Origin of the sequence: Halanaerobium praevalens DSM 2228, from assembly GCF_000165465.1 — a bacterium.
In the GTDB taxonomy this organism is placed as follows: Bacteria; Bacillota; Halanaerobiia; order Halanaerobiales; family Halanaerobiaceae; genus Halanaerobium; species Halanaerobium praevalens.
Genome location: NC_017455.1, coordinates 2,148,654 through 2,168,857, shown reverse-complemented (window position 1 = coordinate 2,168,857; position 20,204 = coordinate 2,148,654). Strand labels below are relative to the sequence as shown.

Below are 20,204 nucleotides of genomic sequence, written 5' to 3'. Positions count from 1 at the left end.
AGTGAATATAAAAGAACTTCTTAAGCGCAGTGATCAATTTTTAGCTGCTCAGGGAATAAAAAGTTCGAGGCTTGATGCAGAAGTGCTGATGGCAGATCTTTTAGATATGGAAAGAATTAATCTTTATGTTAAATATGATTATCCACTAAAAAGTAGAGAAATTGATAAATATCGAGAAATGATAAAAAAACGGGCCCAAAGAATTCCAGTAGCTTATATTATCCAAAAAAAAGAATTTATGTCTTTAGAATTCAAAGTTGAGCCTGGAGTTTTAATTCCTCGACCTGATACTGAAAATTTAGTTGAAAAAGTAATAAAATACTGCCGTCAACAGGGGCTTAAAACACCTCAAATTATTGATGTCTGTACTGGCAGTGGGGCCATTGCTGTTAGCTTAGCCCATTATTTACAAAAAGCCAAAGTTGTGGGAACAGATATTTCTAATTCAGCTCTTAAAATTGCACGACAAAACATGAAAAAACATGATTTAACAGAACGGATGAGCATCCTAAAAAGTGATTTATTAAAAGAATTTATTAAAAGAGAAATTAAGGGTATTGATATTTTAGTATCTAATCCACCCTATATCACTGAAGCAGAAATGGAAACTTTAGCCCCAGAAGTAAAAAAAGAACCGAAAAAGGCCTTAGTAGCCGGTAAAGATGGTTTGGATTTTTACCGCCGTTTAATTCCAGAAGCCGAAAAAGTACTTAAAAATGGTGGTAAATTATTTTTAGAAATAGGTTATCAACAGGCAGCAGCAGTAAGAGAAATCTTTGGAGCAAATTGGTCCGAAATTGAAGTTGAAAAAGATTATTCAGAAAATGATAGAATTGTTTCTGCTCTTTTTAAAGAAAAAGAAGCTGAATAAAATTTATTAAAATTAGATTTGCTAAAATATAGAGCAGGTTTTAGCTCTAAAATAGGTGAGAAAAATGAAATTTAAGACTAAAATAAAGCAGACAAAATATCAAAATGAATTCAAAACTTTAGCTCAGGCAAAATTGGCTAATAATTCGCAGCTGAGATCTAAATTAAAGACAGATGAAGTAATTTTAAAAGCAGCCGAACTTTTAAGTCAAAATCAATTAGTAGCTCTACCTACAGAAACTGTTTATGGTTTAGCAGCAAATGCTTTATCACCAAAAGCAGTCAGCAAAATTTTTGCAGCTAAGGGTCGTCCCCAAGATAATCCTTTGATTGTTCATATTGCGGACCAAGCTCAGCTAAAAGAATTAACAGCAGCGAAAATAACAGCCAAAACACAGGCTTTGATGGATCACTTTTGGCCTGGACCTTTGACTATTATTTTTCCTAAAAGTAAAAAAGTTCCTAATCTAACTTCAGCTGGTTTAGAAACAATTGCTATTCGGATGCCAGCTCATCCACTTATTTTGGCAGTTATAGAAAGCTCAGGTCTGCCTCTGGCAGCTCCAAGCGCTAATACTTCTGGTTTTCCCAGTCCAACTCAAGCAGAACATGTCTATCATGATTTAAAAGGCAAAATACCTTTGATTTTAGATGGAGGTCCTTGTCAAGTTGGGGTTGAGTCAACTGTTGTCGATTTGCGCTCAGCTCAGGTTAAAGTTTTAAGACCAGGTGGGATTAGCCGCCAAGAAATTGCCGATTTTTTAGGAGAAGAAGTGCTGCTTGCAGCAGATCTTAAAGATGATACTGCTGTGGCACCAGGGATGAAATACCGTCATTATGCTCCAAATAAAAAACTATATACTTTTAATTTTGAAGATAAACTTTTTATCTTAAAAAAAGCTCTGAAAAAAGCAGAAAGCAAAAAAATTGCGATTATCAGTGCTAGAAATTCTAAATTAGATAATTATCAGCTGCCAACTAAAAATTTAAAAGTACTTAAAGTCTTCAGCCATCAAAAGCCAGCAGAATTAGCTCAAAAACTTTTTGCTTTAATGCGGAGTTTAGATGCTGATCCTGAGGTAGAAGAAATTTACATAGAAGAATTAGCTGCTCAAGGAATTGGTGAGGCAGTAATGAATAGAATACAGAAAGCAGCCGCAGCTGAAGAATATTCTCAGCCGGGAGGTGGAGACAATTAAAAAGATTTTATTTGTTTGCACAGGAAATACTTGTCGGAGTCCAATGGCCGAATATTTATTAAAAGCTATGATTAGACAGCGAGATGACTTAAAATTAGAGAATTGGCAAATTATTTCTGCTGGTATATCTGCTGTTAAAGGAGCAGAAGCTAATGCTAAAGTAAAAAATGTCATGGCAGAGCTTGGAATTGAACTTGAAGGTCATATTTCACATAGTTTAGCAGATATAGAATTAGAAGAGCAGGATTTAATTATTACTATGACCCGGAAACACAGTCGGGCTTTAGTTTTAGATTATCCGAATTTATCTGATAAGGTTTTTACTTTAAAAGAATTAAGTGGTTTAGATTCTGAGAATAAAGATATTCAGGATCCTTTTGGTTTATCAGAAGCAGTCTATAGAGCAACAAGAGATGAGATCAAAGCTAATTTGGAATTTTTATTGGAAAATCTAAAGAAGTTTGATTTATCAAAGCAGGATTAAAGTTTTTTAAGTAGAATAATATAAATATGAGAGGAGAAATTATTTTGAGTGAATTACATGTAATGGAACATCCATTAATCAGACACAAAGTAGCGTTGATGAGGGACAAAAATACTGGCCCGAAAGAGTTTAGAGAACTTGCTGATGAGGTAGCAACTTTAATGGCTTATGAGGTGACTAGAGATCTTCCTTTAGAAGATGTTGAGATTGAAACACCAATAACTAAGGCTAAGTTCAAAATGATTTCTGGTAAGAAAATGGGGATTGTCCCTATTTTAAGGGCCGGTTTAGGAATGTTGGATGGAGTTTTAAAACTAATTCCAGCTGCTAGAGTAGGACATATTGGTTTATATAGAGAGCCTGAAACTTTAGAAGCAGTAGAATATTATTGTAAACTGCCAACAGATGTTGAAGAAAGAGATTTATTAGTAGTAGATCCGATGTTAGCTACTGGTAATACAGCTATGGAAGCAATTAAATTTATTAAAAAAAGAAATCCCCGCAGCATTAAGTTTATGGTTTTAGTAGCTGCACCTGAAGGAATTAAGAAATTACAGGCTGCTCATCCAGATATTGATATTTGGACTGCTGCTTTAGATGAAAAGCTTAATGACCACGCTTATATTGTGCCTGGTCTTGGTGATGCAGGAGATAGACTTTACGGTACTAAATAGAAATTAAATTAGCACCAGCTGTTTTAAATATAGTCAAAACACTTGAAGCTAAAATTAGTTTAAATAATTGCTTTAACTAATTGTTTAAAAGGTTGGTGCTCTCAAATAGGGGGTAAGATAATTGCTTTATCTGGCAGCTTTTATTAGCTCATTATTACTATCATTATTGATAACCCCGGTTATTATTAGATTAGCAAAACATTTTAATTTTGTTGATCAGCCGGGACAAAGAAAAATAAATACTAAAGTTGTAGCTAGCTCAGGTGGAGTGGCGATTTATCTTGCTTTTATGATTCCCCTGAAATTCTTTTTGCCAATAAATAATACTATTACTGGAATTATAGTTGGTGGAAGTTTTATGCTGATTTTAGGACTATTAGATGATAAGTTTGAAATTTCAGCTCCACTAAAATTTAGTGCCCAAATAATTGGGGCTTTGATTTTGGTTTATTATGGAGTTAGAATTAATTTTATTACTAATCCTTTGGGAGGTTTTATTTACCTTGGGATTTATGCTATACCTTTTACAGTGTTTTGGATTGTTAGTATTATCAATACCATTAATTTAATTGATGGTTTAGATGGTCTGGCAGCGGGTGTCTCGATTATTGCAGTTTTAACCTTATTTGCTGTTGCTTTACAGGAAGGGCTGCTTCTGGCACCGATGTTAGCAGTTTTACTTGCTGGCAGCTGTTTAGGTTTTTTACGCTACAATTTTAACCCAGCCCAGATTTTTATGGGAGATACTGGTTCGATGTTTATTGGCTATATTATAGCTGCTGTCTCAATTACTGGTGCTTTAAAAAGTGCAGCAGCAGTAACAATCTTTGTGCCAATGCTAGCTTTAGCTGTACCTATTTTAGATACAACTTTTGCTATTGTGAGGCGGATCTTTAATGATCGTCCAATAGGAGAAGCAGATCACGGCCATCTTCATCATCGTTTACTTGCAATTGGGATGAACCAAAAACAAGCTGTAATTTCGGTTTATTTAATTAGTTCTATTTTAGGCACAATTGCCTTTATTATTAATGGAATTAAATTTGATCAAGCTTTGATAATTTTCATTTCTGTAATTTTAATAGTAATTTATGGAGCTAAAAAATTAGGTATTTTCTCAGTTGAGTTACCACAAGAAGGCTGTTCTTTAGAGGATAGTTGATTAAGAGCAATTAAATTTTAGAAAAACTTTGTTGAAAATTTCACAATTAGACTTGCATCTTTGCTTTTAATATAATAAAATATTAAAAAGGTAAGGTGAAAATGAATAATAAAGATTGGCGCCAAATTATGCAGGGACTTTCACTTTTAACAGAAGTGGGTTTAATTATAATTATTTCAGCTGGTCTTGGTTTTGGGATGGGCTATTTAATCGATAATTGGTTAAACTTTGAGTTGTTTTTTCAGATCCTGGGCCTGATTATTGGTCTGGCCTCAGGTTTTTACTCTGTTTATAAGCTTTTGATCTCAACCTTAGATGATTAAATAAAAAATATTTTCTGATTATTTTGTTTTTTAGTTAAATTTTTTTAAGATTTTAAATTTATGTTCAAAACTTTATTCGAATTATTTTGAAGAGAGGAGGAAGCATTTTGAATCCAGGTCCACAGATACAATTTTATTTGTTTGGAAAAGAATATCTTCCAGTAAGTGATACTCTATTGGTTGGCTGGCTTTCTGTAGTAATTATTTTAATTTTAGCAAAATATCTAACTTCAAATTTAAAAGTTAGACCTGAAGGCAAACAAAATGTTGCTGAAACAATTGTAGAATTAATTTATAAACAGATTGAGCCAATGCTGCCAGGCGAGGGCTGGAGGTTTCTTCCTTTTATTGCAACAATTTTTATTTATGTAGGCTTTAGTAATTTAATTGGCCTTGTACCTGGTCTACCCAGTCCAACTGGAGATTTGAACACTACTTTAGGCCTTGCTTTAGTTGTCTTTGTAGTAGTTCAATACGAAGGTATGAGAGAATTTGGAGTTTGGGGTTATATTAAAGGTTTTGCAGAACCCGTAATTTTTCTACTGCCAATTAATGTTATTGGTGAGTTAGCTAAACCAATTTCTCATTCTTTTCGTCTTTTTGGAAATATAGTTGGTGGTGGAATCATTATTACTTTAATTTATCAGGCCGCCCCACCTTTAATTCCCGTTCCTTTACATGCTTGGTTTGATTTTTTTGTTGGCATGATTCAGGCCTTGATTTTTGGAATGGTTGCAATTGCCTATATTTCTGTTGCTAAGTCTTAGAGTTTGAGGAAAGGAGGCAAATAATGATTCAATTTTCACCAGAAGTAGCCGAAACAGTTATTACAACTGCCTCTTATATTGCTGCAGGAGCTGCTTTGATTGCTGGAGTTGGCCCAGGTATAGGTATGGGTTTTGCTGCAGGTAAAGCAACATCTGCTGTGAGAAGACAGCCAGAGGCTAGAGGATCAATTATTACGACAATGTTATTAGGTCAGGTAATTTCTGGCTCAACAGGCATTTATTCTCTTGTAATAGCGATCTTTTTAATTTTTGGAGTTTAATTTATTTTTAAAGTCTAGTTTTAATTATAGTTTTTAATTCTTAATTGAAGTTCTAGTTTAAAAGACCAAATAATGATTAAAGGGAGTATTTAATGAAAGATATTAATGATCCAAAAAAAGTTCAAATTAAAATTTTAAAAGCAACTTATTTGTTTTCACTACTACCTATCTGCTCATCCCTTTTAGCAGGAGAGTTTGATATTTTATTTGGCTTTGTTTTTGGTCTTGTAATTGCTACCCTTCTTTTAAGATTAAAATATAATAACATAATTAGGGCATTGAGTATGGAAGAAGAGTCAGCTGAAAAATTTATTCGTAATCGCTACTTTATAGAATATGCCCTCTATTTTGCAGTGCTTTTTAGTGCAGCTAAAAATCTTAATTTAGATTTTATGGCTGCAGCAGTTGGACTATTTATGATTAAATTTGTAGTTATAATGTGGTCAATTGTTGATTTATTGAAGGATACTTTTCAAAGTAAATTTGATGAGTATAAATAATAATTTTTGTTTTTTAAAACCGAAAGGAGGAGATTATAATGGTAGAATTCGCACCAGAAGTTATTGACACAGTTATTAGAGCATCAGCCCTATTAGGAGCAGGTTTTGCAATGATTGCAGGTATCGGTCCTGGTATTGGTCAGGGTTATGCAGCTGGTAAAGCTGTAGAATCTGTAGCTAGAGATCCAGAAGCTAGAGGTAATATTATTACAACTATGCTTTTAGGTCAGGCTGTTGCTGAGTCAACAGGTATTTATTCTCTGGTTATTGCCATTGTTTTAATCTTTACAATATAGTAAAGTGTAAATTAAGTCGGGAGAGTGATCTCCTGGCTTAATAGTGCTTACTATAATTAATGACTATTTTCCCATCGTTGAGATGGGTCACTATATTTCAGGAGGTGAATGTACTCTTGGTTAATATTAATACTACAATGTTATGGCAGTTAGTTAACTTTTTTGTTCTTCTCTTTTTATTGCGCAAATTTCTTTATGCACCAATTAAAGGTATGCTTGATCAAAGAGCAGCCCAAATTAATGGTGATTTAGATGATGCTGAAGCAAGAAGAAAAGAAGCAGAAGAATTGAAGGCTAAATATGAGCAAAAGCTTAAAGAAGCTCATAGTGAAGCCCAAGAAATTATAGATAATGCCGAAACAAGAGCAAATAAAAAAGCTAAAGAAATTATAAATGAGGCAGAAGAAAAAGCTGAGAATTTAAAGGCCAAGAAGTTAGAAGAAATAGAACAGGCTAAAAAGGAAGCAACTGCTGAACTTAGAGACAGTCTTGCTGACTATACAATTTTGGCAGCAAACAATCTAATCCAGGAGCAGTTAGACAAAGAAAAACATCAACAGATGATTATGAGTTTTATAGATGATCTGGATAAAGAGAAAATGGGTGAGCTACAATGAAAAATGAGGTAGCCTCTAAATACAGTAGAGCATTATTTGCGCTGGGAAAAGACCATGAAAACCTTTTAGAATTAAAAGATTCTCTGGCAGAATTCTGGCAGCTTGTGCTGGAAAATGAGGATTTAAATCAACTTCTTTTTCATCAGCGGATAATGCCAGCTGATAAAAAGAGAACTCTAAATGAAATTTTTGCAGAAGAGTTAAGTGATGATATCTTGCATTTTCTTTTTATTTTAATTGATAAAAGAAGAGAATTCTTTTTAGAATCAATTATCAAAGAATTTAATAATTTAGTTGATGATGCTGAAAGTATTTTACATGTTAAGGTAACTTCAGCTGTAGAACTAGATGATTCAATTCTTGCTAAGTTGAAAGAAAAACTAAATTCATTATTAGATTATAATATTAAAATCGAAAATAAAATTGATGAAGAAATCATTGCTGGTATTGTTTTAAAAATAGAAGATTATATTATTGATGGTAGTCTGCGGAATGGACTTAGTTCCTTAGAGCAGAAGCTTAAATCGATTCCAGTAAGTAAGTTAGGGGTGAATTAATTTGAAACTGAGACCTGAAGAAATAAGTTCAATTATCAAAAAAGAAATAGAAAATTATGGTCAAAAATTAGAATCCGTAGGTGTAGGTACCGTGCTTGATGTTGGAGATGGTATTGCACATGTTTACGGTCTGAAGGATGCTATGTCTGGAGAGTTATTGGAATTTCCCAATGAAGTTTTTGGAATGGCTTTAAACCTTGAAGAAGATAATATCGGGGTTGTTTTACTCGGTGACGAAACATTAATTGCAGAAGGTGATGATGTAAAAAGAACCGGTAGAGTGGTAGAGGTTCCTGTAGGAGATGCTTTATTAGGTAGAGTAGTTAATCCTTTAGGTCAACCACTTGATGGTAAAGGGGCAATTGAAAGTGATACATATCGTCCTGTAGAATCAGAAGCACCTGGTGTAGTTGAGCGTCAGCCAGTAGAAGTACCTTTACAGACTGGTTTAAAATCAATTGATGCAATGACTCCAATTGGTAGAGGTCAGCGTGAGTTAATTATTGGTGACCGTCAAACTGGTAAAACAGCAATTGGAATTGATACAATTATTAACCAAAAAGATAATGATGTAATCTGTATTTATGTAGCTATTGGGCAGAAAAACTCAACTGTGGCTCAGCTTACAGAGAGATTAAAAGAAGAAGGAGCAATGGACTATACTATAGTAGTTTCCGCTACAGCTAGTGAGCCAGCTCCAATTAGATATATCGCACCTTATGCCGGCTGTGCTATGGGTGAGCATTTTATGTATGAAGATGATAAAGATGTTTTAGTTGTTTATGATGATCTTTCAAAACATGCAGTTGCTTATCGTTCAATGTCACTTCTTTTAAGAAGACCACCTGGACGTGAAGCTTATCCTGGTGATGTATTTTACTTACACTCACGTTTATTAGAGCGTGCTGCTAAGTTAAATGATGATTTAGGTGGAGGTTCTTTAACAGCTCTGCCAATTATTGAAACACAAGCTGGAGATGTTTCTGCTTATATTCCAACAAATGTAATTTCGATTACTGATGGCCAGATTTACTTAGAAAGTGAATTATTCTTCTCAGGTGTAAGACCTGCTGTTAACGTAGGTATTTCTGTTTCTCGTGTTGGTGGTAATGCTCAGATTAAGGCCATGAAAGATGTTGCTGGTACTTTAAGACTGGATTTATCTCAGTACCGTGAGCTAGAGGCTTTTTCTCAGTTTGGTTCTGATCTTGATAAATCAACTCAGCAAAAGTTGGCCCGAGGAGAAAGAATAGTAGAAATTTTAAAGCAAAAACAATATTCTCCAATGCCAGTAGCTGAACAGGTAATAGTTATTTATACAGTAACTAATGGTCATTTAGATGACCTGCCAGTTGATAACTTAGGCCGTTTTGAAGAAGAATACCTAAATTTTGTTGATACTAATTATGCTGAAGTTAAAGATGAAATACTAGAATCTGGAAAATTATCAGATGAACTTAAAGATAAATTAAATAAGATGGTAAATGAGTTTAAAGAAATGTTCCAGGTTAAGAAAAATACTATTGTAGATTTGGATTCTAAGGAATCTGATACCGAAGCAGAGGAAGCTGAGGTGAAATAACAATGCAGAATATGCGAGATATTCAGCGGCGAATTGGAAGTGTAAAAAACACTAAAAAAATTACTAGAGCCATGAAAATGGTTGCTGCCGCTAAATTGCAAAATGCTCAAGATAGGGCAGAAGCTGCCAGACCTTTTTTCAATAAAACTGTAGAAGTCTTAGAGGAAGTATTTTCTCGGACCAAAGAATTAGCACATCCTTTATTGGCTGAAAGAGAAGAAGGTAGGCACTTAGTAATTGTTATTACAGGTGACAGAGGTCTCTGTGGAGCTTATAATCATAATGTGATTGGAGCTGCTGAAGAAATTTTAGAAGCTGAAGCAGAAGTTTCACTTCTGGTTTTAGGGCGTAAAGCTCGTGATTATTTTGGCCGGCGTGATGTAGATATTATGGCTGAATATGTTCAACTTGATGATTATCCTGGTTATGGTTTTTCTAATAATCTTGCTGATGAAATAATACATCATTTTGAAGCAGAAGATGTGAATAAAGTCTCTTTGATTTATACTCATTTTAATTCTGCTATTAGTCAGTCAGTTAAGAAAATGCAGCTTTTGCCATTGGAAGACTTTTCTGATCAGCCAGCAGCAGCTGAGACAGAAGCTGAAAATAAAGTAGAAAATGAAAAAGAAGAAGCTGAGTTTGAGGTAGATTATATATTTGAGCCTTCTCCAGTAGAAGTTTTTAATAATATTTTACCACAGTATTTAATTAATGTTATTTATTCAGCTCTTTTAGAATCTAAAGCAAGTGAATTTGGTGCCCGAATGACTGCCATGGATTCTGCTACAGATAATGCAAATGAAATGATAGATAAGTTAACACTGAAATATAACAGAGCCCGTCAGGCAGAGATCACCAAAGAAATTACAGAAATTGTTGGTGGAGCAGAGGCACTTAAATAAAGTTTTATAAAGGAGGAATTTGCGTGAGTGACCAGAACATTGGTAGAGTAGTTCAGGTTATTGGTCCGGTAGTTGACATTGAATTTCCGGATGGAAAATTACCAAAGATTTATAATGCTATTAAAATAGAAAATCAAGAAAAAGAAATAGATTTAACCTGTGAAGTAATGCAGCAGCTTGGTGATGATAGAGTTCGTTCAGTTGCTATGTCCTCAACAGATGGTTTAGTTAGAGGGATGGAAGCTGTTGATCAGGGAGACCCAATCAGTGCTCCAGTAGGTGAAGCTGTACTGGGTAGAGTTTTTAATGTTTTAGGAGAAACTATTGATAATCGAGGTGAGGTTGGTACAGATGAAAGAATGCCTATTCACAGACCTGCACCTAAATTTGAAGAACAGGAATCTTCTACAGAACTTTTTGAAACAGGAATTAAAGTAATTGACCTTTTAGCACCTTATACACGTGGTGGTAAAGTAGGTTTATTTGGTGGTGCTGGTGTAGGTAAAACAGTACTTATCCAGGAATTAATTAATAATATTGCAACAGAACATGGTGGTTATTCAGTCTTCTCTGGGGTAGGAGAAAGAACTAGAGAAGGTAATGACCTTTGGTTAGAATTTCAGGAAGCTGATATTTTAGACAAAGTAGCTATGGTTTTTGGTCAGATGAACGAACCACCTGGAGCCCGGATGCGAGTAGGACTAACAGGGTTAACAATGGCTGAGTATTTCCGTGATGAAGCCGGTCAGGATGTATTATTATTTATTGATAATATATTCCGTTTTATTCAGGCTGGATCTGAGGTATCTGCTCTTTTAGGTAGAATGCCTTCAGCTGTAGGTTATCAGCCAACATTAGCTTATGATGTTGGTACCTTACAGGAAAGAATTACTTCAACTAAAAAAGGATCAATCACTTCTGTACAGGCAGTATATGTACCTGCAGATGACTTGACTGACCCTGCTCCTGCAACAACATTTGCTCACTTAGATGCGACAACAGTACTTTCTAGAGATATTGTAGAAAAAGGAATTTATCCTGCTGTTGATCCACTTGATTCAACCTCTAATATTTTAGATCCAAGAATTATTGGAGATGAGCATTATGATGTGGCAAGAGAAGTACAGGAAATTTTACAGGAATATAAAGATTTACAGGACATTATTGCTATTTTAGGTATGGATGAGCTTTCTGAAGAAGATAAAATAGTTGTAAATAGAGCCCGTAGAATTGAAAGATTCTTATCACAGCCCTTCTTTGTAGCAGAACAGTTTACTGGAACTCCTGGTAAATATGTTGAGTTAGATGACACAATTCGCGGCTTTAAGGGTATTTTAGAAGGTCGTTATGATGACTTACCAGAAGAAGCTTTTTATATGGTAGGTACTATCGAAGATGCAGTAGAAAAAGCTAAACAGCTGGAAGAAGGTGAGTAGCCAATGGCTGCTGAACCAAAAATTCAGCTTGATGTAGTTACACCACAAAAATTAGTTTACAGTGAAGAAGTTGATTTAATAGAAGCACCAGCAATTGATGGTTTGATTGGAATTTTACCTAATCATGCTCCTTTAGTAACTGCAATGAAAATTGGAGTTGTGAGAATTGTTAAAGGAGGCGAAGAACTTCAATTAGCCATTAGTGAAGGTTTTATGGAAGTTCAGCCAAATCAGATTAATTTGGTTGTTCGCACAGCTGAACTGCCAGAAGAAATTGATATTGATAGAGCTCAAGCTGCTCAAGCAAGAGCTGAAGAAAAACTAGAGAAAGATCAAGAAAACATTGATTTTGCTCGCGCTGAAGCAGCTTATGATAGAGCTAAAGCTAGATTAAAAGCAGCTGGTCATAGTGATCACAGTTATGATCGTTTGTAAAAATAAAACTATAAATAACTATAAATAACTATAAATAACTATAAATAAATGGAGAAGGTCCCTTGTGGGGCCTTTTTCTTTTGCCAAATTTAGCTGAAAAAGATTCGTTTAGCTTAATGGTGGAGATCAAGCAGCTAATTTTTAATTAAAAGATTAGTTGCAGTTGAGGGAAAATAAATGTTAAAATAAAAATAGGAGGGAAGACTATGAATTCTAAGAATGGAGAAAGTAAATTAGAAAAAACAGCCCGTAATGGAGCTTTTGGAGCCCCAGAACTAAAAAAAGGCGAAAAAAATAGATTTTTAGGTGAGTTTGAAGAAAGAATTATTGCTTATTTAACTGAAGCTCAAATTAAAGAAAAGGCTATCTATCCTGAAATAAAAGAAGCTTTAGCACATCCTGAAGCAGCAAAGTTAATTATTAGAGGTGATATAGCCAAAAGATATATTTCAGATTATATAAAATTGGCCCGAGCTGAAGGCTTGAGATTTACCCGAAAAAATTCTCCTGATTTTAAGGGAAATATAGCTTTGGCAGTTGCTGGAAAAGGTGCAGTATCACAGCAATTTGCTCAGATTCCAAAAAGAGAAGAAAAGTTGCAAAAGAAAGGCTTATCTGATAATATTATAAAGAATGCAGGCTCTTTGCTCTGCAGTGATTGTTGGCAAGAATTAATGGAAAAAGCGCCGGAAGAAAAGATTAATTATAAAAAAGCCGGTATATTCGATAGATTATTAGGTACAGGCTGTGCAGGCTGCCAAAAATAACTGTCATTTAGTTTGAATAATGATATAAATTTTAAGCGGCCTTTAAAGCCACGATTTTAAGAAAGGGGCTTTTAGAGGTGGAAAAGTATGTTATTGAAGGTTTAAACTCACTTGCTGGAGAAATTAAAGTTGGAGGAGCAAAAAATGCAGCTTTGCCGATTATAGCAGCTTCATTACTTGCTGATTCTGAAGTAATTTTAACTGATATTCCTCGGCTGAGAGATGTAACAAATTTATGTAGTATTATTCGTGATATGGGAGCAAAAGTAGAAACTAATAAAAATCAAATTACAATTGATCCTAGGCTAGTTAATAAGACAGAAGCTGATCATAATTTAGCTCGGAAATTAAGGGCTTCCTACTATATTTTAGGAGTAATGCTAGCTAAGTCTGGCCATGCCAGAACAACTTTGCCTGGAGGTTGTAATATAGGTAATCGCCCCATTGATCTCCACTTAAAAGGTTTTAGAGCTCTAGGAGCAGAGGTTAATTTAGATCACGGAGTAGTTGATGTTAAGGCAAATAAATTAAGCGGGGCAGATATTTATTTGGATTATCCAAGTGTAGGGGCCACTATTAATATTATGATTGCTGCTAGTCGCGCCGAAGGTCAAACAATAATTGAAAATGCAGCCCGAGAACCAGAAATTGTTGATTTAGCTAACTTTTTGACTGTTATGGGCGCTAAAATTAAAGGTGTAGGTACAGATATTATAAAAATTGAAGGTGTAGATGAGATGCATGGAGTTGAGCATCGGATTATACCTGATAGAATTGAAGCAGGTACATATATGATTGCCTCTGCTATCACAGCAGGTGATGTTTTTGTGAGAAATGTTTTGACTGAACATGTAAAACCATTAATTGCTAAAATGCATGAGATGGGAATTGTAGTTGAAGAAGATATAGCAGGTGTGAGAGTCAAAGCAACTAAAGATTTAAAAGCAGTTGACGTTAAAACTTTGCCTTATCCTGGTTTTCCAACAGATATGCAGTCACAAATGATGGCCCTTTTGACTCAGGCTGATGAAACAAGTTTAATCATTGAAACCGTTTGGGAAAATCGCTTTATGCATGTTGATGAATTAAAAAGAATGGGAGCAAATATTAAGATTGATGGACATAGTGCTTTAATCAAACCTGGTCGCTTGTCAGGTGCTGAAGTAAAGGCTACAGACTTAAGAGCAGGAGCTGCCCTTATTTTAGCTGGTCTGGCTGCTGAAGGCCAAACTGAAGTTAGAGATATTTACCATGTAGAGCGCGGCTATGAAAATATAGAAAAAAAGCTCTCCCAAGTTGGAGCTTCCATAAATAAAGTATCTGAGTAAATAAAACCTGCCGCTGATATTTCAGCGGTTTTCTGTTTTGAAAATGGCTTTGCTTTTAAAAAAATAAGGTGGTGAAGAAATTGATTACAACAGTTACTCTTAACCCCGCAATTGACCGCGAATATTTTGTTGAGACAAACGAAGTTATGAAAAATCAGTTTATCTATAATCATCAGGATCTAAAAGTTTATCCTGGAGGTAAAGGCTTAATCAGTGCAATTAATTTTAAAGCTTTAGGCTATCAAGATGTACAAAATATTGGTTTTGTTGGTGGTAAACAGGGCTTATTTTTTCAAAAAATGGTTCAAAAACATAATATAATTAGTAATTATATTCACACTGAAAAAGAAATTCGCAATAATGTTAAAGTTATAGGTCGTAATCCAGCTACTTATACCCAATATAATGATTATACTTACCGAGTTGAAAAAGCAGATGTGGAAGAATTAATAATTCGTTTTAAGAGGTCTATTTCTGAAAGTAACTGTATTTTAATGTCAGGTTCAGTTCCAGAAGGAGTCAATTTTGATATTTATCAACGCTTAATTAAAATTGCTAAAGCAGCAGGTAAACATGTATTTTTACAAGCAAGTGGAGAAGCACTTAAGCTGGCTTTAGCAGCAGAACCAGATGTTTTAACACCCTATTTTAAACATCACAAAACTATTTTAGACCAAAAAATGGATCAAAAAGAAGACTATATTAAAGTTGGACGCAAAATGCAAGAAATGGGTGCTAAAAAAGTTATGATTCCTTTTCACTGTGATCGTTTAGTTTTTGACCAAGATGGCCAGGTATATCAGCTATCACCTAAAGGCTATTGTATAATTAATTGGTTAGGTGCAAGTGATGCCTATAATGCAGCTTATCTAGATTATGCTTTTCAAAATGGGAAAGCAGACTTTGATTTTTTAGAAGCAAATAAAAGAGCTGCAGCAGCAGCTTTATGGATTGCAGAAAATGAAAATATTTATTTAACTGAGGCCAAAGATTTTCACTCTTTTCTTGATCGAATTGAAATCAAAAAGCTGGAGGTGTAGCAGATGAGCAAAGTTAAAGACTATATGATTAGAACAATGAACTCAGTTGCTCCAGATGATAATATTTGTAAAGCAATAATTTTAATGTACCGCTCAGAGCAGTCAGTTTTGCCTGTAGTTGACCATCAAAATCAATTTGTAGGCACAATATATAGTAACAATATTCTTAAAAATATCATTCCTGAAAGTTTTGGTTTTTTAGATAGTAGTCGTCTTTTTTATGAAGTTAACGAAGCAGTTGAGAATTTAAAGTATGTTAAAGATGAAAGTGTAGAAAAATATATGGCTCATAATCGGGATGCAGTTACAGAAGATAGTGAAATGAAAAAAGTTGCCGATATTATGCTAAACAATAAAGAATCTCTGCTTTTTGTTACAAATGAAAAAGGTTTTTTGCGAGGTTTTATCGAAAGATCTAATCTACTCCATTATTTATTAGATGAAGCTCAAACAGAAGACAGTAATTAAGTTAAAATAAAGTTATTTTTAAAAAAATATTTAAGCAGTGAGGATAAAGAGGTGTAAGTTATGGATTATTTAGCAGCTTTGTCTGCCTATGAAATAGAAGAATGGTTAGTGATTAATAATATCGGTAATCAAGAACTTTATTTAATTTCAATTTTACTACTTTTCGCTCTTTTAATAGTTTTTGTAGCTAAAAAGTATAGAGTGCCAATTGTAGTTGGTTATGTATTTTTGGGTATTTTGTTAAGTCCAGATGTTGTTTCTATTTTACCAATTATGGATCATAATTTAGCTGAAACTTATAGCCTTTTGCTTTCTAATTTGGATTATCTAACCCAGATTGCCCTTGCTTTTATTGCCTTTACAATTGGCAGTGAGCTTTCAATTAAAACAATTAAAAGATTAGGGAAAAGTATATTTTATATAGCCTTATTTGAATCTTTATCCGCTTTTATAGTTGTTACAGGTATAATTTATTTGCTTGGTTATCCACTTTTTATGGCCCTTTTGTTAGGAGCAATAGCTTCAGCTACAGCTCCAGCTGCAACTGTAATGGTGCTCAAAGAATATAAGGCAGAAGGCCCTTTAACATCTACTATTATGGCTGTTGTTGGTTTAGATGATGCTCTTGCTTTAATTATTTTTTCTTTAATTAATCCAATTGCTTATTCTCATTATCAAGGTGGAGGAGCAATCGCTTTTAAAGATCTAGTTTTTTACCCTTTAACTGAAATCTTAGGTTCAATTATTATTGGTTTAGTTTTTGGTTATTTAGCTCAATACTTACTTACAATTTATAGTGAGAAAACTAGAAAAATATTGACTGTAGTCACTACTATAGTTTTTAGTGCAGCTTTATCAACATTTTGGGGATTTTCAGCTTTGATTACAAATATGGCTGTTGGATTTGCAGTCCGAAACTTTGCTAAAAAGAATTTACAAATTTCAGAAGAACTTGATACTTTAACAATTCCACTTTATGCTTTATTTTTCATTATAGCAGGTACAGAAATTAGGTTCTCAGAGATGACTTCAGCTGCCTTTTTAATTTTAGCCTTTACTTATTTAATTGCTAGAATAATTGGTAAGGTTGGAGGTTCAACTTTAGCAGCTAAAATATCTGATGCACCTTTAGTTGTCAAAAAATATATTGGTTTAGGACTTTTACCTCAAAGTGGAGTAGCAATTGCCCTTGCTTATTCTGTTCAAAAACAATATGCTAAAGATCCAGAAATAGGGCTTTTGATTTTCAACACTTTATTATTAACTGCAGCTTTAACTGAAGTTATAGGACCTTTATTAACTAAATATGCAGTAATTAAAGCTGGAGAATCACAAACAGAAAATTAAATTATAAATTAGTCCTTTTTAATTTCATTTTAAGATTAATATTATATAATAACAACTGCTAATCTTAAAATTAAAGAATTAGCCTTAGTTTTAAACTCAAAATCAAATTAGTCGATTAAATAAATTTTACAAGTAGTTGATTAAGGAAGGGGTATGCTATTGAATCTGTTGAATAAATTGAGCAAGAAGATTGCCATTGACCTTGGGACAGCGACAGTTATTATTTACGAAAGTGATAAAGGAATTGTGCTACAGGAGCCTTCTTTTGTGGCTTTAGATAAAGATACAAAAAAAATAATTGCAGTTGGAGAAGAAGCGCGTAGAATGTTAGGGAGAACTCCAGCCAATATTGAAGTAATTAGACCACTTAAAGATGGGGTAATAGCAAATTTTGAGGTTGCAGAAATGATGCTCAAAAGTTTTTTGAAAAAAGTAGGAGTTAAAAGTAGATTTATTAAGCCTTTAATTATGGTCTGTATTCCAGTTGGAGTAACAGGAGTTGAAAGCAGAGCAGTTTTGGAAGCAGCAGTCCAAGTTGGGGCCCGCAAAGCCTTTTTGATCGAAGAACCAGTAGCAGCAGCAATTGGAGCTGGTTTGCAAATTGAAAAACCAGAAGGAAATATGATTATAGATATTGGTGGAGGAACTACCGAAATTGCTGTTTTATCTTTAGGTGGAATTGTAGTTGGTAAATCAATTAGAGTTGGTGGAGATAAATTTGATGAGGCCCTAGTTCGTTATGTTAGAGAACATTATAATTTAGTAATTGGAGAAGCCACTGCTGAAGAAATAAAGTTAAGTATTGGTAGTGCTGACCCTAATTTTTCAGCTCAATTTGAAGTTAAAGGTAGAGATTTGATGACAGGCTTACCACGGCATATAGAACTAACAGCTGAAGAAACTTATACAGCTTTTAAAGAATTATTAGATAATATTGCTCAAGCAGCTAGAAGAGTATTAGAACAAACACCACCTGAGCTTTCAGCAGACATAGTTGAAAAAGGAATTATTTTAACAGGTGGAGGTTCACTGCTTAAGGGATTAGATAAATTTATTAGTCAGCGGACAGAAGTTGGGGCTTTTGTAACTGATGACCCTTTAGTCTGTGTAGCTGAAGGCACAGGGCAGGCCTTAAATGAAATAGATAAGATTTCTAATGTTTTAAGTACAGGTGACCAGAGCATTTTATCTTAAAAGTGACTGGAGAGTGATTAAATTTGTTTAAAAAAATAAGAAAAGTATTATTTTTAGCTTTAATAGGCTTAATCTTAATTAATGGCCCAGTTTTTGCTGCCACAGATATTATGCCATTAAATAGAGTTAAAGCTGGAATGACCGGTTATGGAAAAACAGTTTTTTCGGGAACTGAAGTAGAAAAATTTAAAATCAAAGTTATTGATGTTTTAGATAACCGCAGTTTAGATGAGGATTTGATTTTAATTAAATTAACTGGTGCTCAAAAAGGTGATTTTGAAGGTATTGCAGCTGGGATGAGTGGTAGTCCAATCTATGTTGAAGATAAATTAATTGGAGCTATTGGTTATGGTTGGAATAACAGTGATCATCGTTATGGCTTAGTTACCCCAATTAACAGAATGCTAAAACTTTTAGATCAGCAAGCAAAAACTTCTAATTCTCAACTAGATGATTATGATTTTAAAAAACAAGAAAAATCCTTAGGAGAAAATATTATCCGCAGTTCTAGTCCAATTATGGTCAGCGGGATAGATGGTCGGGCCTTAAAAAGATTAGAATCTAATTTAGAGGAGCTTGATTTAGAAGTTGTTCCTAGTCCAGGAATTGCAGAAGCTAAAGCAAGTGATAAAAAGCCAGAAGCTGGAGATGCAATAGCAGTTCAGCTGGTTAGAGGAGATATTAGTGTTGCTTCGATAGGAACTTTAACTTATGTAGACCAAGATGATTTTTTAGCTTTTGGTCATCCCTTTACAAATCGAGGTAATGTTAATTATTTATTGAGCAGAGCTAAGATTAATGCAATTATTCCTAGCTCAGAACAACCTTTTAAATTAGGTTCTCCTTATAATGAACTTTTAGGTTCTGTAACTCAAGATCGGGGAGCAGGTATTGCAGGTAAATTAGGTTCTTTTCCTCGGATTACCCCTTTATATATCTCTATTACAGAAAATGGAGAGCTTTTAAAAGAGGTTAGCCTGCAAATAATTAATGATGAGCAGTTATTTTCTGCTCTCTCAAATAGTTCAGCTTTACAAGCAGTAGATTCTGCTTTAGATCGAGTTGGAGGAGGTACAGCCACTGCTAAAGTCAAAGTGATGGGCAGAGGTTTGCCAGAATTACAAATTGAATCAACCGAAATGTATTATAGCCAAAGAGATATTGGGAGTATGGCCCTTTATGATTTTTCTCAGCTTTTAAACTTGATTTTAACAAATCCCTTTAAAGAAATTAATCTAATTGATATTAGATTAGAATTAGATTTTAACCAAAATGATCAAGTTGCTTTAATCCAAGAAGCTAAGGTTTTAAATGAAGAAATTTATCCTGGAGATGAGCTAGAAGTCGAAGTTACTTTACATCGCTACCGCAATGGGACTGAAACTAAAAAATTAACTCTGCCTTTACCAGAAGATATGGAGCCAGGCTTAGCAACCTTATTTATTGATGGTGGTTATACAGGAGAAACAATGAGACCTGAAACTAGTAGTCAGCTCCAAAATGATTTGTCAGTAAAAGAAGCAGAGATTGAAGGTCATAAAAGCTTTGAGTCAATGCTAAATAGTTATTTGGAGGCTCCAGCTAATAATGATTTAATTTTACAGCTTTATCCAGCTTATGCAGCCCCAGCCTATGAGGAAAGCAGTAAAACTGCTCCAGGTGAGAAAGCAGAACATACTGCTGAAAAAAATGAAAATAAAGCTGAAACTAAAAAAGAAAAAGAGCTGGCTGCACCAAGAAAAAATAAGCTAGAAACTGAAACAGAACAAATTAAAGAAAGATTTGCGACTGATTATGTTTTAGAAGGTAGTTTGAATTTAGATTTAGAAGTCTTAGCAGCTAAATCAGATTCTAATTCAGAACAAAATACAGCAGAAAATGAAACTGAAGTTGAAACAGAGAAGAAAAATGAGAAAGCAGAAACAACAGGAGTTGAGACTAGAGACTAAATAAAAAATTAAGCAGTAATTAA

23 protein-coding genes are annotated in these 20,204 nt (G+C 34.1%); all 23 read left to right on the top strand.

Annotated features, from left to right (window positions below):
- Nucleotide 1: 1 nt before the first annotated feature.
- The 23 genes from prmC (at nucleotide 2) to HPRAE_RS10015 (ending at nucleotide 20,181) form a co-directional block, all read left to right on the top strand.
- Nucleotides 2–871, top strand: a complete 870-nt coding sequence (gene prmC / locus HPRAE_RS10125; RefSeq protein ID WP_014554115.1) for a peptide chain release factor N(5)-glutamine methyltransferase — start codon at nucleotides 2–4, stop codon at nucleotides 869–871.
- Nucleotides 872–935: 64 nt separating this feature from the next.
- Nucleotides 936–2,069: an L-threonylcarbamoyladenylate synthase gene (locus HPRAE_RS10120; RefSeq protein ID WP_014554114.1), complete on the top strand. Its 1,134-nt coding sequence runs from the start codon at nucleotides 936–938 to the stop codon at nucleotides 2,067–2,069.
- Nucleotides 2,056–2,553 carry a low molecular weight protein arginine phosphatase gene (locus HPRAE_RS10115; protein WP_014554113.1) on the top strand — a complete coding sequence of 166 codons (498 nt, stop codon included), beginning with the start codon at nucleotides 2,056–2,058 and terminating at the stop codon, nucleotides 2,551–2,553. The genes HPRAE_RS10120 and HPRAE_RS10115 overlap by 14 nt, the downstream gene beginning before the upstream one ends.
- Nucleotides 2,554–2,615: 62 nt before the next feature.
- On the top strand, nucleotides 2,616–3,227 hold the full coding sequence (upp, locus tag HPRAE_RS10110; protein ID WP_425357543.1) for a uracil phosphoribosyltransferase: 612 nt from the start codon (nucleotides 2,616–2,618) through the stop codon (nucleotides 3,225–3,227).
- A 121-nt stretch (nucleotides 3,228–3,348) separates the two neighbouring features.
- A complete protein-coding gene (locus HPRAE_RS10105; RefSeq protein ID WP_014554111.1) occupies nucleotides 3,349–4,389 on the top strand; it encodes an MraY family glycosyltransferase in 1,041 nt (346 codons plus the stop codon).
- Nucleotides 4,390–4,490: 101 nt separating this feature from the next.
- Complete coding sequence (locus HPRAE_RS10100; protein WP_014554110.1) at nucleotides 4,491–4,712, top strand: AtpZ/AtpI family protein; 222 nt, start codon at nucleotides 4,491–4,493, stop codon at nucleotides 4,710–4,712.
- A 107-nt stretch (nucleotides 4,713–4,819) separates the two neighbouring features.
- Nucleotides 4,820–5,479 carry a F0F1 ATP synthase subunit A gene (gene atpB / locus HPRAE_RS10095; RefSeq protein ID WP_014554109.1) on the top strand — a complete coding sequence of 220 codons (660 nt, stop codon included), beginning with the start codon at nucleotides 4,820–4,822 and terminating at the stop codon, nucleotides 5,477–5,479.
- A gap of 23 nt (nucleotides 5,480–5,502) precedes the next feature.
- On the top strand, nucleotides 5,503–5,760 hold the full coding sequence (gene atpE / locus HPRAE_RS10090; protein WP_014554108.1) for an ATP synthase F0 subunit C: 258 nt from the start codon (nucleotides 5,503–5,505) through the stop codon (nucleotides 5,758–5,760).
- Between the two features lie 92 nt (nucleotides 5,761–5,852).
- On the top strand, nucleotides 5,853–6,260 hold the full coding sequence (locus HPRAE_RS10085; RefSeq protein ID WP_014554107.1) for an ATP synthase subunit I: 408 nt from the start codon (nucleotides 5,853–5,855) through the stop codon (nucleotides 6,258–6,260).
- A 38-nt stretch (nucleotides 6,261–6,298) separates the two neighbouring features.
- Complete coding sequence (gene atpE / locus HPRAE_RS10080; RefSeq protein ID WP_005489336.1) at nucleotides 6,299–6,556, top strand: ATP synthase F0 subunit C; 258 nt, start codon at nucleotides 6,299–6,301, stop codon at nucleotides 6,554–6,556.
- Nucleotides 6,557–6,672: 116 nt separating this feature from the next.
- Nucleotides 6,673–7,173, top strand: coding sequence for a F0F1 ATP synthase subunit B (gene atpF, locus HPRAE_RS10075; protein WP_014554106.1), 501 nt, complete (start codon nucleotides 6,673–6,675; stop codon nucleotides 7,171–7,173).
- A complete protein-coding gene (gene atpH, locus HPRAE_RS10070) occupies nucleotides 7,170–7,730 on the top strand; it encodes an ATP synthase F1 subunit delta (RefSeq protein ID WP_014554105.1) in 561 nt (186 codons plus the stop codon). The genes atpF and atpH overlap by 4 nt, the downstream gene beginning before the upstream one ends.
- 1 nt (nucleotide 7,731) lies before the next feature.
- A complete protein-coding gene (atpA, locus tag HPRAE_RS10065; protein WP_014554104.1) occupies nucleotides 7,732–9,312 on the top strand; it encodes a F0F1 ATP synthase subunit alpha in 1,581 nt (526 codons plus the stop codon).
- Between the two features lie 2 nt (nucleotides 9,313–9,314).
- Entirely contained in the window at nucleotides 9,315–10,217 is a 903-nt protein-coding gene (atpG, locus tag HPRAE_RS10060) for an ATP synthase F1 subunit gamma (protein ID WP_014554103.1), read from the top strand.
- A gap of 23 nt (nucleotides 10,218–10,240) precedes the next feature.
- Nucleotides 10,241–11,653 (top strand): F0F1 ATP synthase subunit beta, encoded by a 1,413-nt coding sequence (gene atpD / locus HPRAE_RS10055; RefSeq protein WP_014554102.1) that lies wholly within the window; start codon nucleotides 10,241–10,243, stop codon nucleotides 11,651–11,653.
- 3 nt (nucleotides 11,654–11,656) lie between these two features.
- A complete protein-coding gene (locus HPRAE_RS10050; protein WP_014554101.1) occupies nucleotides 11,657–12,088 on the top strand; it encodes a F0F1 ATP synthase subunit epsilon in 432 nt (143 codons plus the stop codon).
- 206 nt (nucleotides 12,089–12,294) lie between these two features.
- Complete coding sequence (locus tag HPRAE_RS10045) at nucleotides 12,295–12,855, top strand: YueI family protein (protein ID WP_014554100.1); 561 nt, start codon at nucleotides 12,295–12,297, stop codon at nucleotides 12,853–12,855.
- Between the two features lie 77 nt (nucleotides 12,856–12,932).
- Nucleotides 12,933–14,183 carry a UDP-N-acetylglucosamine 1-carboxyvinyltransferase gene (locus HPRAE_RS10040; protein ID WP_014554099.1) on the top strand — a complete coding sequence of 417 codons (1,251 nt, stop codon included), beginning with the start codon at nucleotides 12,933–12,935 and terminating at the stop codon, nucleotides 14,181–14,183.
- Nucleotides 14,184–14,263: 80 nt separating this feature from the next.
- Complete coding sequence (locus tag HPRAE_RS10035) at nucleotides 14,264–15,223, top strand: 1-phosphofructokinase family hexose kinase (RefSeq protein WP_014554098.1); 960 nt, start codon at nucleotides 14,264–14,266, stop codon at nucleotides 15,221–15,223.
- Nucleotides 15,224–15,226: 3 nt separating this feature from the next.
- A complete protein-coding gene (locus HPRAE_RS10030; protein WP_014554097.1) occupies nucleotides 15,227–15,691 on the top strand; it encodes a CBS domain-containing protein in 465 nt (154 codons plus the stop codon).
- 60 nt (nucleotides 15,692–15,751) lie between these two features.
- On the top strand, nucleotides 15,752–17,038 hold the full coding sequence (locus HPRAE_RS10025) for a cation:proton antiporter (protein ID WP_014554096.1): 1,287 nt from the start codon (nucleotides 15,752–15,754) through the stop codon (nucleotides 17,036–17,038).
- A gap of 153 nt (nucleotides 17,039–17,191) precedes the next feature.
- The gene (gene mreB, locus HPRAE_RS10020; protein WP_014554095.1) at nucleotides 17,192–18,232 is read left to right on the top strand and encodes a rod shape-determining protein; all 1,041 of its coding nucleotides are present in this window, start codon (nucleotides 17,192–17,194) and stop codon (nucleotides 18,230–18,232) included.
- Nucleotides 18,233–18,255: 23 nt separating this feature from the next.
- The gene (locus HPRAE_RS10015) at nucleotides 18,256–20,181 is read left to right on the top strand and encodes a SpoIVB peptidase S55 domain-containing protein (protein ID WP_014554094.1); all 1,926 of its coding nucleotides are present in this window, start codon (nucleotides 18,256–18,258) and stop codon (nucleotides 20,179–20,181) included.
- Nucleotides 20,182–20,204: the final 23 nt, after the last annotated feature.

Coding starts and splice junctions, on each gene's coding strand:
- HPRAE_RS10120 (WP_014554114.1), top strand. CDS start 936: ATGAAATTTAAGACTAAAATAAAGCAGACAAAATATCAAAATGAATTC.
- upp (WP_425357543.1), top strand. CDS start 2,616: ATGGAACATCCATTAATCAGACACAAAGTAGCGTTGATGAGGGACAAA.
- HPRAE_RS10100 (WP_014554110.1), top strand. CDS start 4,491: ATGAATAATAAAGATTGGCGCCAAATTATGCAGGGACTTTCACTTTTA.
- atpE (WP_014554108.1), top strand. CDS start 5,503: ATGATTCAATTTTCACCAGAAGTAGCCGAAACAGTTATTACAACTGCC.
- HPRAE_RS10085 (WP_014554107.1), top strand. CDS start 5,853: ATGAAAGATATTAATGATCCAAAAAAAGTTCAAATTAAAATTTTAAAA.
- atpE (WP_005489336.1), top strand. CDS start 6,299: ATGGTAGAATTCGCACCAGAAGTTATTGACACAGTTATTAGAGCATCA.
- atpH (WP_014554105.1), top strand. CDS start 7,170: ATGAAAAATGAGGTAGCCTCTAAATACAGTAGAGCATTATTTGCGCTG.
- atpG (WP_014554103.1), top strand. CDS start 9,315: ATGCAGAATATGCGAGATATTCAGCGGCGAATTGGAAGTGTAAAAAAC.
- HPRAE_RS10050 (WP_014554101.1), top strand. CDS start 11,657: ATGGCTGCTGAACCAAAAATTCAGCTTGATGTAGTTACACCACAAAAA.
- HPRAE_RS10045 (WP_014554100.1), top strand. CDS start 12,295: ATGAATTCTAAGAATGGAGAAAGTAAATTAGAAAAAACAGCCCGTAAT.
- HPRAE_RS10030 (WP_014554097.1), top strand. CDS start 15,227: ATGAGCAAAGTTAAAGACTATATGATTAGAACAATGAACTCAGTTGCT.
- HPRAE_RS10025 (WP_014554096.1), top strand. CDS start 15,752: ATGGATTATTTAGCAGCTTTGTCTGCCTATGAAATAGAAGAATGGTTA.
- mreB (WP_014554095.1), top strand. CDS start 17,192: ATGCTATTGAATCTGTTGAATAAATTGAGCAAGAAGATTGCCATTGAC.